The 14864-nt window shown below is 68.2% G+C and carries 16 protein-coding genes and 1 tRNA gene; 4 read left to right on the top strand and 13 right to left on the bottom strand.

The genetic code is table 11. The features are described 5' to 3' along the window. Window positions 1–59: 59 nt before the first annotated feature. Entirely contained in the window at window positions 60–698 is a 639-nt protein-coding gene (hpf, locus tag GGQ61_RS07315) for a ribosome hibernation-promoting factor, HPF/YfiA family (RefSeq protein WP_183771126.1), read from the bottom strand. A 31-nt stretch (window positions 699–729) separates the two neighbouring features. Next, window positions 730–1347, bottom strand: a complete 618-nt coding sequence (locus GGQ61_RS07310) for an exopolysaccharide biosynthesis protein (protein ID WP_183771125.1) — start codon at window positions 1345–1347, stop codon at window positions 730–732. Window positions 1348–1639: 292 nt separating this feature from the next. Between GGQ61_RS07310 and GGQ61_RS07305 the strand changes: the two genes are divergently transcribed. Beyond that, window positions 1640–2683, top strand: a complete 1044-nt coding sequence (locus GGQ61_RS07305; protein WP_183771123.1) for an aspartate-semialdehyde dehydrogenase — start codon at window positions 1640–1642, stop codon at window positions 2681–2683. Between the two features lie 43 nt (window positions 2684–2726). On the opposite strand, the gene GGQ61_RS07300 is transcribed toward GGQ61_RS07305, so the two are convergent. From GGQ61_RS07300 to GGQ61_RS07285, 4 genes are all read right to left on the bottom strand, one after another. Then, the gene (locus tag GGQ61_RS07300; RefSeq protein WP_183771121.1) at window positions 2727–3521 is read right to left on the bottom strand and encodes a MetQ/NlpA family ABC transporter substrate-binding protein; all 795 of its coding nucleotides are present in this window, start codon (window positions 3519–3521) and stop codon (window positions 2727–2729) included. Window positions 3522–3538: 17 nt separating this feature from the next. Further along, entirely contained in the window at window positions 3539–4195 is a 657-nt protein-coding gene (locus GGQ61_RS07295) for a methionine ABC transporter permease (RefSeq protein WP_183771119.1), read from the bottom strand. Window positions 4196–4199: 4 nt separating this feature from the next. Further along, entirely contained in the window at window positions 4200–5171 is a 972-nt protein-coding gene (locus tag GGQ61_RS07290; protein ID WP_183771117.1) for an ATP-binding cassette domain-containing protein, read from the bottom strand. An 84-nt stretch (window positions 5172–5255) separates the two neighbouring features. Then, complete coding sequence (locus GGQ61_RS07285) at window positions 5256–6581, bottom strand: oxygenase MpaB family protein (protein ID WP_183771115.1); 1326 nt, start codon at window positions 6579–6581, stop codon at window positions 5256–5258. A 111-nt stretch (window positions 6582–6692) separates the two neighbouring features. On the opposite strand from GGQ61_RS07285, the gene GGQ61_RS07280 reads away from it, so the two are divergent. Then, window positions 6693–7304, top strand: coding sequence for a TetR/AcrR family transcriptional regulator (locus tag GGQ61_RS07280; protein ID WP_183771114.1), 612 nt, complete (start codon window positions 6693–6695; stop codon window positions 7302–7304). On the opposite strand, the gene rpoN is transcribed toward GGQ61_RS07280, so the two are convergent. After that, complete coding sequence (rpoN, locus tag GGQ61_RS07275) at window positions 7301–8794, bottom strand: RNA polymerase factor sigma-54 (RefSeq protein WP_183771112.1); 1494 nt, start codon at window positions 8792–8794, stop codon at window positions 7301–7303. The genes GGQ61_RS07280 and rpoN overlap by 4 nt on opposite strands. A gap of 201 nt (window positions 8795–8995) precedes the next feature. Here rpoN and GGQ61_RS07270 point away from each other — a divergent pair, with 201 nt between their 5' ends. Beyond that, a complete protein-coding gene (locus GGQ61_RS07270) occupies window positions 8996–9721 on the top strand; it encodes a helix-turn-helix transcriptional regulator (RefSeq protein ID WP_183771110.1) in 726 nt (241 codons plus the stop codon). Here the strand turns inward: GGQ61_RS07270 and lptB are convergent. From lptB to GGQ61_RS07245, 5 genes are all read right to left on the bottom strand, one after another. Then, window positions 9718–10458 (bottom strand): LPS export ABC transporter ATP-binding protein, encoded by a 741-nt coding sequence (gene lptB / locus GGQ61_RS07265; protein WP_183772402.1) that lies wholly within the window; start codon window positions 10456–10458, stop codon window positions 9718–9720. The genes GGQ61_RS07270 and lptB overlap by 4 nt on opposite strands. A 29-nt stretch (window positions 10459–10487) precedes the next feature. Then, entirely contained in the window at window positions 10488–11030 is a 543-nt protein-coding gene (locus GGQ61_RS07260) for an LptA/OstA family protein (protein ID WP_183771108.1), read from the bottom strand. Window positions 11031–11111: 81 nt separating this feature from the next. Continuing rightward, window positions 11112–11729 carry an LPS export ABC transporter periplasmic protein LptC gene (gene lptC, locus GGQ61_RS07255; RefSeq protein WP_183771106.1) on the bottom strand — a complete coding sequence of 206 codons (618 nt, stop codon included), beginning with the start codon at window positions 11727–11729 and terminating at the stop codon, window positions 11112–11114. A gap of 7 nt (window positions 11730–11736) precedes the next feature. Next, window positions 11737–12354 (bottom strand): ribonuclease D, encoded by a 618-nt coding sequence (locus GGQ61_RS07250; RefSeq protein WP_183771104.1) that lies wholly within the window; start codon window positions 12352–12354, stop codon window positions 11737–11739. Window positions 12355–12515: 161 nt separating this feature from the next. Beyond that, window positions 12516–12602: transfer RNA gene (locus tag GGQ61_RS07245), tRNA-Leu, on the bottom strand. Window positions 12603–12758: 156 nt separating this feature from the next. On the opposite strand from GGQ61_RS07245, the gene GGQ61_RS07240 reads away from it, so the two are divergent. Further along, the gene (locus tag GGQ61_RS07240) at window positions 12759–13727 is read left to right on the top strand and encodes a complex I NDUFA9 subunit family protein (protein ID WP_183771102.1); all 969 of its coding nucleotides are present in this window, start codon (window positions 12759–12761) and stop codon (window positions 13725–13727) included. Window positions 13728–13889: 162 nt separating this feature from the next. Here GGQ61_RS07240 and GGQ61_RS07235 read toward each other — a convergent pair whose 3' ends face one another. Further along, on the bottom strand, window positions 13890–14696 hold the full coding sequence (locus tag GGQ61_RS07235) for an undecaprenyl-diphosphate phosphatase (RefSeq protein WP_183771100.1): 807 nt from the start codon (window positions 14694–14696) through the stop codon (window positions 13890–13892). Window positions 14697–14864 lie beyond the last annotated feature (168 nt).

The following is a 14864-nucleotide window of genomic DNA, read 5'->3' as shown; positions in this document are numbered from 1 at the left end:
GCCCAAACTCGAACAAAGCCCGACCCACGTCCGGCTCTGAGGGCGACGTAATGCAGCGCCTAGACGCTGGTTCCGTTTACGCCGTTCCCATCGAGCGATTTCGTACGTTCGGGATCGATCCAGCCGATATTCCCATCCGGCCGGCGGTACACCACGGACAAGCCTCCGTGAGCGGCGTTCCTAAACACGATTGTTTGAGATTCCGTCAAGTCCAACTCCATGACCGCCATGGAAACAGTCATTTCGCGAACCGGCTTTTCCGTTTCTGCGATCACCATCCCCGAAGGCGGCGCATGCGCGGCCTGCGACGTTTCGCCGTCGTCCCACTCGACGTCCTCGTCGCCCTCGGGCGCGCGGATGACGAAATAGGACGCCGTCTCCGCCTGCTTGGCGTTCGCCGCGGCCGAATGGCTCTTGAGGCGACGCTTGTAGCGGCGGATACGCGTCTCGATCTTGGCGAGCGCTGCATCGAACGCGCCGTGCGCATCGCTCCCCAGGCCATGGGACTGCAACGCCTGGCCTGAGGCCAGCTTCACCGCGCAGTCTACTCGGAAGGAATGGCCCTCACGACTGACCACGACGTCGGCGTCTCCGCCACGTTCGAAGTACTTGCCGATGGAACCGGTGATTTCGTCGGTGACCCGCTCGCGCAGGGCCTCCCCGACGGCGACATGCTTGCCAGAGACTAAGACTTGCATGACGTAACAACGCGCCCGTGCGGCTTGGGTGTCAAGCGCCCCCGAGCCAATTCACGAGAAGGCGAACACCGGCGACCACGGCGTCGGCCGCGACGTACAAAAGAAAGGCGCTGAAAGCCGCCAAAACGTAGCCGGCGACCGCAAAAAAGCCGTCTCGCTGGAACAGCGAGAATCCCAGAACGCCGATCGTCAGACCCGGCAGCAGGTTGCCCAACGGGATAGGCAGGATCAGCACGAGGGCCAGCAGCGAGCAGATCAAGCCGATCAGTTGCTGGCCCCATGGGCTGAACAGCACCCCGATCCGCGGGCGGGAAATCTTCTCGAACCGCTCCACCCACGGCAGCAGCGGCGCGAACACCTTTTTGAGATCCGCCCCACTGATTCGGCGTCCGTCCACCGCGCGCGGCAGCCACGGCGCATCGACCCCCAGCGCCACCTGCGGCGCCAGCAGCAGCAGCGGCGCGCCGAGCACGGTCGAGGACCCCGGCGGCAGCGGCAACAGGTTTGGCAGGGCGAAGATGAACAGCAGCGCCCCAAAGGCGCGGGTGCCGAACCGGTCGACGATCTCGCCGACGCTCACGCTGTCGCGCGCACTCAGCTCACGGACGATCGCCGAAATGGACGTTTGGTCGGTGTCGTCGTCGCTCATGCCTCGCCGTGGGCGGTCCCTTCGTTTCCCAGTGCGACCACAACGCCCAGGACTTGATTTGGATTTGGCCTGCATTTCTTCATTTACAAGCAGGCGCCTCTTGCCATATCGGAGCGCCATGCGTCGTTCGACCATTAAAAGCGCGATTAAAACCACCATGCCCGCGGGGCTTGGGGGTTCGCGCGTGCTCGCCGCGTAAGACCCCAAGGACCCCGCCGGCAGGCTGGGGTCGCATTCTCGAATAGCGAAAGACCTCGGCCTCCCGGAACTCACCACCGGAGACGATAGAGTCATGCTTTCCACCGAAGTCGCCCGCCCCGCCGGCCAGCGCCTGTTCAACGTCGCCATCGTCGGCGCCACCGGCGCCGTCGGCGTCGAGCTGATGGAGTGCCTCGAGCGCCGCAACTTCCCGGTCCGCTCGCTGAAGCTGCTGGCCTCGCCGCGTTCGGCCGGGCGCACCTACCAGTTCCAGGGCCGCCAGGTGGCCGTCGAGGCGCTGACCGCCGAGTCGTTCACCGGCGTCGACATCGCCCTGTTCTCGGCTGGCGCCAGCATCAGCCGCGAGTTCGCGCCGATCGCCGCCGCCAAGGGCTGCGTGGTGGTCGACAACTCCTCGGCCTTCCGCATGCAGCCGGAAATCCCGCTGGTGGTGCCGGAAGTGAACGGGCGCCTGCTGGGCGAGCAGCCGCGCATCGTCGCCAATCCCAACTGCGTCGCAGCCATCGCGGTGATGGCCCTGGCCCCGCTGAACGCCAACAACAAGGTTCAGCGCGTCATCGGCGCGACCTATCAGTCGGCCTCCGGCGCCGGCGCCGCGGCCATGGCTGAACTCGAACAGTCGACCGCCGCCTATCTGGCCGGCGAAGCCTTCGAGCCCAAGGTGCTGCCGCACCCCTACGCCTTCAACCTGTTCAGCCATAACGCCGGCGTCGACGCCGAGACCGGCTACAACGGCGAGGAGCTCAAGGCGATGGAGGAGATCCGCAAGATCATGTCCGCGCCCGACCTGCGCCTGTCGTTCACCTGCGTGCGGGTGCCGGTGCTGCGCGCCCACTCGATGTCGCTGACCGTCGAGTTCGAAAACCCGATCACCCCCGAAGAGGCCGTGGAGTGGCTGGCCGCCGCCCCGGGCGTGAAGCTGGTCAACGACGCGCTGCGCAACCACTTCCCGATGCCGAATGAAGCCTCGGGCGGCGACGACGTGCTGGTCGGCCGCATCCGCGCCGACCTCTCCGACCCCACCGGCCGCACGCTCAGCCTGTTCGTGGTCGGCGACCAGCTACTGAAGGGCGCCGCTCTCAACGCCGTCCAGATTGCTGAAGTCGTCGCGCGATAGGAGCCCAATCCCCCTCTCCCCCTCGGGGGAGAGGGACGCGGGATCAGAAGGCCGGCTGCACCGCGCCGGCGTACTTCTGGGCGATGAACGCCTTCACCTCGGGCCCGGTCAGCGCCTTGGCCAGCTTCTGCACGCGCGGGTCGTCCTTGTTGTCGGGCCGTGCGACCAGCAGGTTCACATAGGGGCTGTTCCCGTCCTCCAGGATCAGCGCGTCCTTGGCCGGGTTCAGCCCCGCGTCGAGCACGTAGTTGGTGTTGATCACCGCCAGGTCCAACTCGCCCAGCACCCGCGGCAGGGTCGCGGCCTCCAGCTCCTTGAACTTCAAGCCCTTGGGGTTGGCGACGATGTCGTTCAGCGTTGACAGCGGATTGGCCGGGTCCTTCAGGGTGATCAGCCCGCCCTTCTGCAGCAGCAGCAGCGCCCGGCCGCCGTTGCTCGGCTCGTTGGGGATCGCCACGCTGGCGCCCTGGGGCAATTCGGCGAGGCTCTTGATCTGCTTCGAGTAGGCCCCGATCGGCTCGATGTGCACGCCGACGACCTTCACCAGGTCTGTGCCGCGCGCCTTGTTGAACTCGTCGAGATAGGGTGCGGTCTGGAAGTAGTTCACGTCCAGCTGCTTCTGCGCGACCTGCAGGTTGGGCTGCACGTAGTCGTTGAACACCTTCACATCCAGCTTCACCCCCTCCTTGGCCAGGATCGGGCGCACGACCTCCAGTATCTCGGCGTGCGGCACCGGGGTGGCGGCGACGACCAGAGTGTCTGTCGCGGCCGGCTTCTGGCCGCAGGCCGCCAGCGCCAGGGCGGCGGCGGCCAGGATCAGGGTGCGCTTGTTCAGCATGGACTTCCTTTCGCCGCTCAACGGCGGCTGAGCTTGATGACCAGGCGGTCGCCCGCCCATTGCAGGCCCTGCACCAGGGCCAGCAGCAGCAGCACCGTCACGACCATGACGTCGGTCTGGAACCGCTGGTAACCGAAACGGATCGCGAGGTCGCCCAGGCCGCCGGCCCCGACCACGCCGGCCATGGCGGTGTAGGAGACCAGCGCGATCGCCGTCACCGTCGCCCCGGCCACGATGCCGGGCAGCGCCTCGGGCAGCAACGCCCCGAACACGATCTGGCGCGGGCTGGCGCCCATCGCCTGGGCCGCCTCGATGACGCCCTTGTCGACCTCCCGCAGCGCCGTCTCGACCAGCCGCGCGTAGAACGGCGCGGCCCCCACCACCAGCGGGGGAATGGCGCCGGCCACCCCCAGCGAGGTGCCGACCAGCAGCATGGTCAGCGGGATCATCACGATCAGCAGGATCACGAACGGCACCGAGCGCAGCACGTTGACCGCGAACGACAGCGCCGCGTGCGCCGGCCCGTTCTCCAGCAGCTTGCCCTTGCCGGTCAGGAACAGGATCACCCCCAGCGGCAGGCCCAGCAGCACCGAGAAGCTTAGCGATCCGGCCAGCATGACCAGGGTGTCGAGGCTGGCCTGGCCAATGTCGGCCCAATTGATGTTGGCGAACATGGCTTTACGCCTCCTCGACCCGCACGCCGGCGGCGCTCAGCCGCTCGCGCGCCGCGGCCACGTCGCCGCCGACCAGGCTGACCAGCAGCTGGCCGTAGGGCTCGTCGCGGATGCGGTCGATGCGTCCGGCCAGGATCGAATAGTCGACCCCGGTGTCGCGGGCGATTCGGCCCAGGATCGGCTCATAGGTCGCCTGCCCGCGGAAGGTCAGCCGCAGCGCGCCGGGCGTCGCGGCCGCGCCCAGGCCGGCCGCGTCCGCCACCAACGCCCGCGTCACCGCATGCTGCGGATGCAGGAACACCTGCGCCACCTCGCCGCTCTCCACCACCGAGCCGGCGTCGAGCACGGCGACGCGATGGCAGACGCGGCGGATCACCTCCATTTCGTGGGTGATCAGCACGATGGTCAGGCCCAGCTCGCGGTTCAGTTCGCTGAGCAAGTCGAGGATCTGCTCGGTGGTCTGCGGGTCCAGCGCGCTGGTCGCCTCGTCGCACAACAGGATCTTCGGGCCGTTGGCCAGCGCCCGGGCGATGCCGACGCGCTGCTTCTGGCCGCCGGACAGCTGGGCCGGATACTTGGCCGCGTGATCGGAGAGGCCCACCCGCGCCAGCAGCTCGGCCACCTTCGGCCCGACCTGCGCCTGCGGCACGCCCGCCACCTTCAGCGGATAGGCGACGTTCTGGGCCACGGTCTTCGACGACAGCAGGTTGAAGTGCTGAAAGATCATCCCGACCCGGCGACGCAAGGCGCGCAGGCCGGCGGCGTCCAGCGCCCCGACATCCTCGCCATCCGTTGTCACCGTCCCGGCGCTCGGCCGCTCCAGCCCGTTGATCAGCCGGATCAGGGTCGACTTGCCCGCCCCCGACTGACCGATGACGCCGAACACCTCGCCGGCCGCGACCTGCAAGGTGACGTCATGGAGCGCGGGCGCGGCGGCGCGCGCGAAGGTCTTGCCGACGGATTGAAAGCTGATCACGCGGGCATCCCTAGCCGGACGCCCGCGAGGCTCAAGACAGAATTTCTCGCAAAGCCCGCAGGAGCGGGCGCGTTCTTGCCGAAATCAGGCCGCGGCGCGCACGCCCTGGGTCGGCCGATAGGCCCCGGCGTCGGTCGTGAACTCCGCATGGCCGTAGAGCTGCAGCAGCGCGCGAATCTTGCGCACCAGCGCCGCATCGGCGGCTCCCCGCAGGCCGGGGATCCGCGCGGCCCAGCGATAGGCCGCCATGCGCAGGCCGATGACCACGGCCACCGCCGCGAACACCGCCCGGTCGCGGCCGCTGATCGGCACGCCCATCCGCTGCGCCGCAGCCCGGTCGCCCTTCAGGAACTGGCGCAGGAAGAACGCCTTGGCGAAGCTCTTCTCGATGACGTTGTGCAGCCGCGCCATCGGCGCGCGGCTGGCGGGCAGATAGGCCGACAGCGTCGCGCGGATCAGCTCGCCGCAGGTCTCGTCGTCGAACCCGTGGCGCAGGGTCGAGTTGCGCGCGGTCATGATCCGCACGATCCCCTCGGGCGTGGTGGCCAGCAGGTCCTCAGGCAGGCCCAGCAGGAAGCAGCGATAGCGGGCCAGCTCGACCTGCGCCCTCTCGTCGGCCGTGAACTCGCGCCGCCCCTGGCCGACGATCTTGAACGCCATCAGGAAGATCGGGATCAGCCCGGCCGGCATTTGGTCCACCTGCGGGATCGGCACGCCATAGACGGCGCTGTCCCAGCGGCCGCTGCGCAGGGCGTTGAACCGCACCATCGAATGCATCAGCCGCACCATGGCCGCGGCCTTGAACCCCTCGCCGCGGCGCTCCAGCGCGCCGGGCAGCACCGTGGTCGCAAAGAAGGTCGCGGTCTCGTTGACCCGCCGCGCGGCCGTGTCGTTGCTGAGCGTCCCGGTCAGGGCCATCGGCAGGGCCGAGTACTTGTTGAGGAAGGTGGCGATGAACGCCCCGCGGATGGCGAACGGCGCCAGGTTGGCGGTGGCGTTTCGGTCCAGCCGCGCGCCCTCGGCGACCAGGTCCATGTCCACCCAGTCCGGCGTCGCCTCCATCGCCGCGATGAACGCGGCCAGCTCCGGCGGCGCGTTCTCGACCGCCTCGATTCCCTGGTCGCAGGCCTGCACCAGCATCGCGATCAGTCCGCGAAAGCCGTACTTCGGGATCAACGCCGCATAAGCGTCGGCCACCACGTCGCCCAGCATCGCATAGGCGCGGACCAGTTCGATCTCCTCGTCGGTGACCCGCACGCCCAACGGCGCGCGGTCGCGCACCACCGCAAATGCAGGATCGTCGGTGAAACGCTCGGGCTGACGGTCGAAATCCACGCCGCCGTACATCAGCGGCAGCTGCGCCTTCTGGGCGGCGATACGCTGGCGGGCGCGCTCGACGGCGGGGCTCATGGACGTCTCCGGACGTTCAGATCATTGACTGCCTGGAACGATATGTAAGCATTCCTCACATTCCTACTCGCGTTCACACGGCCACGCGCCGCCGCCCTTCGGTTTAGTCAAATGACTGAAAGACAACGCAGAACGCCGCGCCAGGCCCGCGCCGAATCGACGATCAAGGTGATCCTCGACGCCACCCTTCAACTTCTCGAAGCTGAAGGCGCCCAGCGGCTGACCACCAACCACATCGCCGCCCGCGCCGGGGTCAGCATCGGCACCGTCTACCAGTACTTCCGCGACAAGGACGACATCCTGGCCGCCCTGGCCGAGCAGCGGGCCAGCGCCGTGCGTGACGACATCGCCGACCTGGTGATCAGCCCGCCGGGCGCGAACGCCGTGCGCGCCATCGTCCAGGCCCTGACCCGCAGCTTCGACGACGCCCCGCGCGGCCGCGCCGCCCTGCTCGACGCCATGTACCGGCGGCGCGGCGACGACGGCGGCTTGGCCCAACACCACCAGGCGTTCCTGGCCGCGATCGAGGGCAAGGCCCAGTTCTCCATGGAGCTGACGCCCGAACGCGCCTTCGTGCTCACCCACGCGCCGATCAGCCTGCTGCGCGCGGCCGCGGCTGAGCCGGGGCTGGGGCTGGATCCCGCCGCGCTCGAAGATGAGCTGGTGCGCCTGCTGGAGGCCTATCTGGCGGCCCTGCCGGCCGCCGCCGCGCCGGGCGGCTAGACCGCTTCCTTCAGCATCCGCCGGCGCTCGACCGACGAGGGGATGCGCATGGCCTCGCGGTACTTGGCGACCGTCCGGCGGGCGATGTCGACGCCGGTTTCCTTGAGAATTTCGACGATCCGGTCGTCGGAATGCACGTCGCGCTCGCCGCGCTCGGTGTCGATCAGCTGCTTGATCTTGTGGCGCACGCTCTCGGCCGAGTGCGCCTCGCCGCCCGAGGTCGAGGCGATCGACGAGGTGAAGAAGAACTTCAGCTCGAACAGCCCGCGCGGCGTGGCGATGTACTTGTTGGAGGTCACCCGGCTGACCGTGGATTCATGCATGCCGATGGCGTCGGCCACGGTCTTCAGGTTCAGCGGCCGCAGGTGCTCGACGCCGAAGGCGAGGAATCCGTCCTGCTGTCGCACGATCTCGCTCGCCACCTTGAGGATGGTCTTGGCCCGCTGGTCCAGGCTCTTCACCAGCCAGTTGGCGCTGGCCATGCAGTCGGAGACGAACACCTTCTCCTGCTCGGTGCGCGCCCCGCCGGCGACGCGCGCATGATAGCGCTGGTCGATCAGCAGCCGCGGCAGGGTGTCGGTGTTCAGCTCCACGTGCCACAGACCGCCCAGGCCCTCGCGCACGAACACGTCGGGCGCCACCGGTTGGCTCGGCTCGCCGCCGAACGCCGCGCCGGGCCGCGGGGTCAGGCCGCGCAGCTCGGCGACCATCTCGCGCATGTCCTCGTCGTCGACGCCGCAGACCTTGCGCAGCGCGCTCATGTCCCGCCGCGCCAGCAATTCCAGATTGTCGAGCAGGGCTGTCATCGCCGGGTCGCAGCGATCGCGTTCCTTGAGCTGCAGCATCAGGCACTCGCGCACGTCCCGGGCGAAGACCCCTGTCGGCTCGAAGCCCTGCAGGGTGGTCAGCACGCCCTCGACCGCGGCCAGTTCGCAGCCCAGCCGCTCGGCGGTTTCGATCAGGTCGACGCGCAGGTAGCCGCCCTCGTCGACGCCGTCGATCAGGATGGCGGCGATGGCGTTCTGCGCCGGCGTCAGCCCCGCCACGGCCAGCTGGTCGTGCAGGTGCTCGCTCAGCGTCTTTTCGCGGGTCAGCCGGCCTTCGAAGTCGTCGGTGTCCTCGAAGCCGCCGCCCTTGCCGGCCTTCGACCAGTCGACCGCCCCGCCCGCGTGCTGGGCCTCCTGGGCGTCGCCGGTGGCGTGTTCGCCGGGCGAGGCCTGGTCGTGCGAGGTGTCCATGTCCGCCGCGGCGGCATGGTCGCTGACCTGGTCGGTGGAATAGTCGTCGGCCTCGCTGCGCGGCTGCTCCTCGCGGTCGGGCTCTGATTCGCGCTCATCGCGCTGCAGCAGCGGATTGCGCTCCAGCTCGCCTTCGACGAAGGCTTCGAGCTCGAGGTTCGAGAGCTGCAACAGCTTGATCGCCTGCTGCAGCTGGGGCGTGATGACCAGCCCCTGCCCCTGCCTCAGCTCCAAACGCGCGCCGAGCGCCAAATCCGCCTCCTGGCCTGTTTCTTGCTGGCGAGGTTAGCGCGCTCATCCCAACCGAAGTGTTAACCGCACGGCGCCGCTTCGTTGACGCGGCCATGGTCTCGCGTCCCTCCCGGAAAGTACTCCATTGGCTTAGAACCCGACTGCTGCCACCATGCTGTCAGCATCGCAAGTCGATGCTCCAGCCCCATGAAGCGGATCTCCATGCGTCGCGCCGACCGCCTGTTCCAGATCATCCAGATCATGCGCCGGGCGCGCGCGCCGATCACGGCCGACGCGATCGCCGAGGAGCTCGAAACCTCCAAGCGCACGGTCTATCGCGACATCGCCACCCTCATGGGCCAGCGGGTGCCGATCCGCGGCGAGGCCGGCATGGGTTATGTGCTCGACCAGGGCTTCGACCTGCCGCCGCTGATGCTCACCCCCGACGAGATCGAGGCCGCCGTGCTCGGCGCCCAGTGGGTGGCCAGCCGCGGCGATCCCTCGCTGGCCCGCGCCGCCCAGGACCTGATCGCCAAGATCGGCGCCTCGGTGCCCGAACGCCTGCGTCCTTACGTGCTCGAACCGGCCGGCCGCGCCGTGCCCGCCTGGCGATCGGCCCCGCCCGACCAGCTGGACATGGCCCTGGTGCGCACCGCCATCCGCGCCGGCCGCAAGATCACGCTGCAGTACCGTGACGAGCAGGACCGCGAGAGCCGGCGCACCGTCTGGCCGGTTACGGTCGGCTATCACGAGACCGTGCGGATGCTGGTCGCCTGGTGCGAACTGCGCACGGACTTCCGCAACTTCCGCACCGACCGGGTGGTGGCCGCCGAGTTCCTGGAAGACCGTTACCCAGACCGTCCTGCGCTGCTCCGCGCCCGCTGGCGCGCGGCGCTGGAGGCGGAGCATCGACGCTATCTGGAGAGCGCCAAGGCCGATCCCGACTAGTCCTGGCCGAAGCGCTCGCCGAGATAGACCCGGCGCACTTCCGGATCATCGACGATCTGGTCCGGGGTGCCTTCGAACAGCACCTCGCCAGCGTGGATGATCGAGGCGCGGTCGATGATGTCCAGGGTCTCGCGGACATTGTGGTCGGTGATCAGAATGCCGATGCCGCGGCCCTTGAGATAGGTGATCACCTCGCGGATGTCGGCGATGGCCAGCGGGTCGATGCCGGCGAACGGCTCGTCCAGCAGCATGAACGACGGCTCGCTGGCCAGGGCGCGGGCGATCTCGACGCGGCGGCGCTCGCCGCCCGACAGCGACACCGCCGGCGAGGTGCGCAGGTGCTCGATGCGCAGCTCCTGCAGGAGCTCGGTCACCGTCTGCTTGGCGCGCGCCTGGCTGCGCTCGCGCAGCTCGACCACGGCCATGACGTTCTCCTCCACGGTCATGGCGCGGAAGATCGAGGTTTCCTGCGGCAGATAGCCGACGCCCATGCGCGCGCGCTGGTACATCGGCTGGCGGGTGATGTTCTCGCCGTCCAGGTAGATCGACCCGTAGTCGGCCGGGATCAGGCCGGTGATCATGTAGAAGCAGGTCGTCTTGCCGGCGCCGTTGGGGCCGAGCAGGCCCGCGACCTCGCCGCGCGCCAGACGCAGCGAGACGCCCTTGACCACCGCACGCTTGCGGAAGGACTTGCCGATGTTGTCGACGACAAGACCCTCGCCGGCCAGGCCCGGCAACGACTGTTCGGCCTCGGCCAAGTGAACTCCTAGCGGCGGGCGGCGGGTTGGCCCGCCTGCTGGTTCGGGAAGATGACGGCGCGCGGGCGCGCCTTGCCCGGGCCCTTGGCGCCCGACTGCATCTGCGCGTCGCCAGTCGCGACATTGACCACCAGTCGGTCGCCGCGGATCACGTTCTGTCCGGAGACGGCGACCACGTCGCCGGTGATGACAATGCGCTCGGCGGTCACGTCGTAATTGGCTTTGTCGCCGCGGACCTTCTGCTGCGGGGTCACGTAGTAGACGTTGCCGATCGCCTCCATGCGGTCCAGCGCGCCGCACGCGCCGCCGGCGCCGCCCGGCCGGGCCGGCTGCTGCTTGGAGAAGGTCTTGATGACGTCGGCGCGCAGCCGCGTGCGGTCCTGCAGGGCTTCGGCCGATCCGCTCCAGATCGACAGGCACTGGTTGTTCACGACCTCCAGCGCGTCGGCGGTGATGTCCACCGGCGCGTCCGAGCTCTGGCTCAGCTGCGCAGCCGCCGGGCCCGCGGCCAGCGCCATCGTCAGTGCGGCCACGGCCGCCAGCTTCGTCATTTCAAGCCCGCTCATGCTCATGAAGCCCATCTGGGAAGCCCGGTCCGAAAGTCGAGTGCGAAAAAATCGAGTCCGCAAGCTCTACTTCGAATCGATGCGTCCGCGCACCCCGCCCTTGAAGACCAGGCGCTCGCCCTTGTCGTACACGCCATAGGACTTCGCCGTGATTTCGCCAAGCGACGAGGCGCCGGAGATCAGCCCCTCGCCCTCCAGTTCGCCCGTCGCGGTGTTGAAGATCGAACTGGCGGTGTCGAAGGTCACGTCGCCGCCGCTCATCTTCACCCCGCCGTCCAGGTTCAGCATTCGCCGGTCCTCGCTGTAGACGCCGGACTTGGCGGTCACCCGCGTCGGGTTGACCCCTTCGGCGTCGAGGATCAGCGCCGGCTTGTCCAGCAGCACCCGCTGATAGTCCTTTTCGTCGCGCACCGCCGTCGACGCCGTCAGCACGAAGGCGCGGCCTTTGTCGTCCTTGCCGACGAAGCGCGGATTGACCAGTTCGATCGGCGCGTCCGCCTCACGCGGCTTGGCCTCGCGGCCGAGAAAGGTCGTGTGCACGATGAAGCCGAGCAGGGCCGCCAGGATCGCCACGATCAGCGTCGGCAGGATGACCCGCAGCCGCCGGATCAGCCGCGAACGCCGCCGCCAGCGCTCGAAATCGCTGCGGACGGGCGGTTGGACTGTGGCGGCGGCCAGCGTCATCGGCGCCTCAGGCGTGCGCGAAGATGTCGACCTCTTCCCAGCCCCTCACGTCCAGCAGGGCGCGGTGCGGAAGGAAGTCGAAGCAGGCGCGGGCCAGGCCGTCGCGGCCCTCGCGGGCCAGCATGGCGTCGAGCTTGTCGCGCAGGGCGTGCAGGTGCAGCACGTCCGAGGCGGCGTAGGCGATCTGTTCGTCCGACAGCTTGGCCGCGCCCCAGTCCGAGCTTTGCTGGGCCTTGGACATGTCGACGCCCAGCAGTTCCTTGCTGACGTCCTTCAGGCCATGGCGGTCAGTGTAGGTGCGGGCCAGCTTCGAGGCGATCTTGGTGCAGTAGACAGGCGCGGTGACCACGCCCAGATGCAGATGGAACATGGCGATGTCGAAGCGCCCGAAGTGGAAGATCTTCAGGATCTTCGGATCGGTCAGCACCCGCTTCAGGTTCGGCGCGTCATAGGTCTCGCGGTTGAGCTGGACCAGATGGGCCTCGCCCTTGCCGTCCGACAACTGCACGACGCACAGCGGGTCGCGGCCGAGTTGCAGGCCCATGGTTTCCGAATCGATCGCCACGGCCTCGGCGTCCGCGAAGAGGCCGTCGGGCAGATCGCCGATATGCAGGTGGTTGGCCAAGAACCGTCTCCGAAACTTCACGTCGCGCCACCCTATATAGCGCGCGATCCGCGTCGCACAGGCGCAGACCGGCGATCGACATACACCTGTCGCGGCCGCGCAACGCAACCTGCAGGATCCATGATGTCTGGGAGCTGAACGAGCGCCACCCTGTGAGAGAGTGGTGCCCAGGAGAGGACTCGAACCTCCACGACCTTTCGGCCACTGGCACCTGAAGCCAGCGCGTCTACCAATTCCGCCACCTGGGCCCGGTCCCTTCGGATCGGGGAGGGCGCTCTTTAGGGCGCCGCTCAGCCGCGGTCAACACGCTCTGTCGCAATATTCGAAGTCTCGTTGCAGCGCCGAGCCGGTTCGTCTATCCGGGCGGCTCGGAACCACTTTGTTTTCATATGCGGACGCACGGCATGCAGGATCTGGTCACGGTCTTCGGCGGATCAGGCTTCATCGGAACCCAGATCGTTCGGGCCCTCGCCAAGCAGGGCCTGCGCATTCGCGTGGCCGTCCGCCAGCCGCATCTGGCCCACACCATGCGCCTGATGGGCGACGTCGGCCAGGTCGAGGTCGTGCAGGCCAACATCCGCGACGAGGCCTCGGTGCGCCGCGCCCTCACCGGCGCGCAGGCGGCCATCAACGCGGTCGGCATCTTCCATGACACCGGCCGTCAGAAGCTGGCTGCGGTCCATGTCGATGGCGCGCGCAACGTCGCCCGCGCCGCCCGCGAGCTCGGGGTCGAGCGTCTCGTGCTGATCTCCGGCATCGGCGCCCACACCGCCGGCGCGGCCGCCTACGTCGCCTCCAAGGCCGAGGGCGAATCGGTCACCCGCGCCGAATTTCCCGACGCCGTCATCCTGCGTCCGTCGGTGGTCTTCGGCCAGGGCGACAAGCTGCTCAACACCTTCGGCCAGATGGCGGTCTACAGCCCGGTGCTGCCGCTGATCGGCGCCGAAACCCGCCTGCAGCCGGTCTATGTCGGCGACCTGGCCCGCGCCGCGGCCGCCGCCGTCACCGATCCGGCCTGCGCCGGCCGCACCTTCGAGCTGGGCGGACCGGGCGTCTTCACCGTCCGCCAGATCGTCGAGCTGGTGGTCGCCGAGACCGGCCGCCGGCGCATCCTCGTGTCCGTGCCCTTCGGCGTCGCCGGGCTGCTGGCCAAGCTCAGCGCCCCGATCGGCCTGATCACGCCGCTGTCGCCGCCGATCACCGCCGGGCAGGTCGAGATTCTGAAGACCGACAACGTCGCCGACCCGTCCCTGCCCGGCCTCGCCGATCTCGGCGTCACCGCGCCGATGACGCTTGAGGCGATCGCCCCGACCTACCTCTATCGCTTCCGAAAGGGCGGCCAGTTCGCCGACCAGGCCCTCACCGCGGCCTGATCGCGGCCTCGCTGCCGCACACATGTCATCCCGGTTTCGGCGCAGCCGAAGACCGGGACCTATGAACACCGGATCCCGCATGCTTCGGCGAGGCTGCGCGCCATTCCGCCCTTACAGCGCGGTCTTGCTGCGCAAACCGGGATGTATGCTTGGGCGGCGGCCTCAGCCGCCGTGGACGTACAGCACGCCCAGGCCGATCACGCCCGCCACGATCCGCCACCAGCCGTAGGGCGCCAGCCCGAAGCGGTTGATGAAGTCGAGCATCGTCTTCACGACGATCAGCCCCGACAGGAAGCTGACCACGAAGCCGATGGCGATGATCCCCAGATTGTCGCCCGTCAGCACGTCCTTGTTCGACCAGAAGTCCAGGACGAACGCCCCGACCATGGTGGGGATAGCCATGAAGAACGAGAACTCGGCCGCCGCGCGCCGGTCGATGCCGATCATCACGCCGCCGACGATGGTGGCGCCCGAACGCGACACCCCCGGAACCATGGCCAGGCACTGACAGAGGCCGACGCCCAGCGCCCGCTTCCAGGTCAGGTTCATCGCGTCGTCTTCCTTGGGCGTGGGGGCCCAGCGGTCGACCAGCAGCAGGATCACCCCGCCGACGATCAGCATCACGCAGATCAGGCCGATGCTCTCGAACAGCACGGTCTTGATGAAGTCGTGCGCGAAGAACGCCACCAGCATCGACGGCAGCACCGAGATCAGCACGCTGGCCGCGAACCACCGCGCCTTCGGGTCGCTGGGAAGGCGGATGAACACCCCCCATAGCCTTTGGAAATAGATCACCACGACCGCCAGGATCGCGCCCAGCTGGATCATGACGCTGAACGTGTCCCAGAAGCCGCTGGGCAGGCCGAGCAGCTTCTTGGTCAGCAGCAGGTGCCCCGTCGACGAGACCGGAATGAACTCCGTCAGGCCTTCGACAAGGCCGAGAATGACGGCTGCGATCCAGTCCGACACGGGCGACTCCATGGAATGAGATTGAGCGATCAAGGGCGATGAACAGCGTAAATTTCCCGTTCATCCATTTTCGGGACTATTTATCGGGACTGGTCGCCGATTTGGGCGGCGCGCGGCCTCGCGACGACTGAATTAGTCCCATGATTTTACCACCAACTTATGCCGACG

The organism is Phenylobacterium haematophilum, assembly GCF_014196295.1.
Classification (GTDB): Bacteria; Pseudomonadota; Alphaproteobacteria; order Caulobacterales; family Caulobacteraceae; genus Phenylobacterium; species Phenylobacterium haematophilum.
Note: the sequence above shows the minus strand (reverse complement) of the source record. Positions and strands in the feature narration are given on the sequence as shown.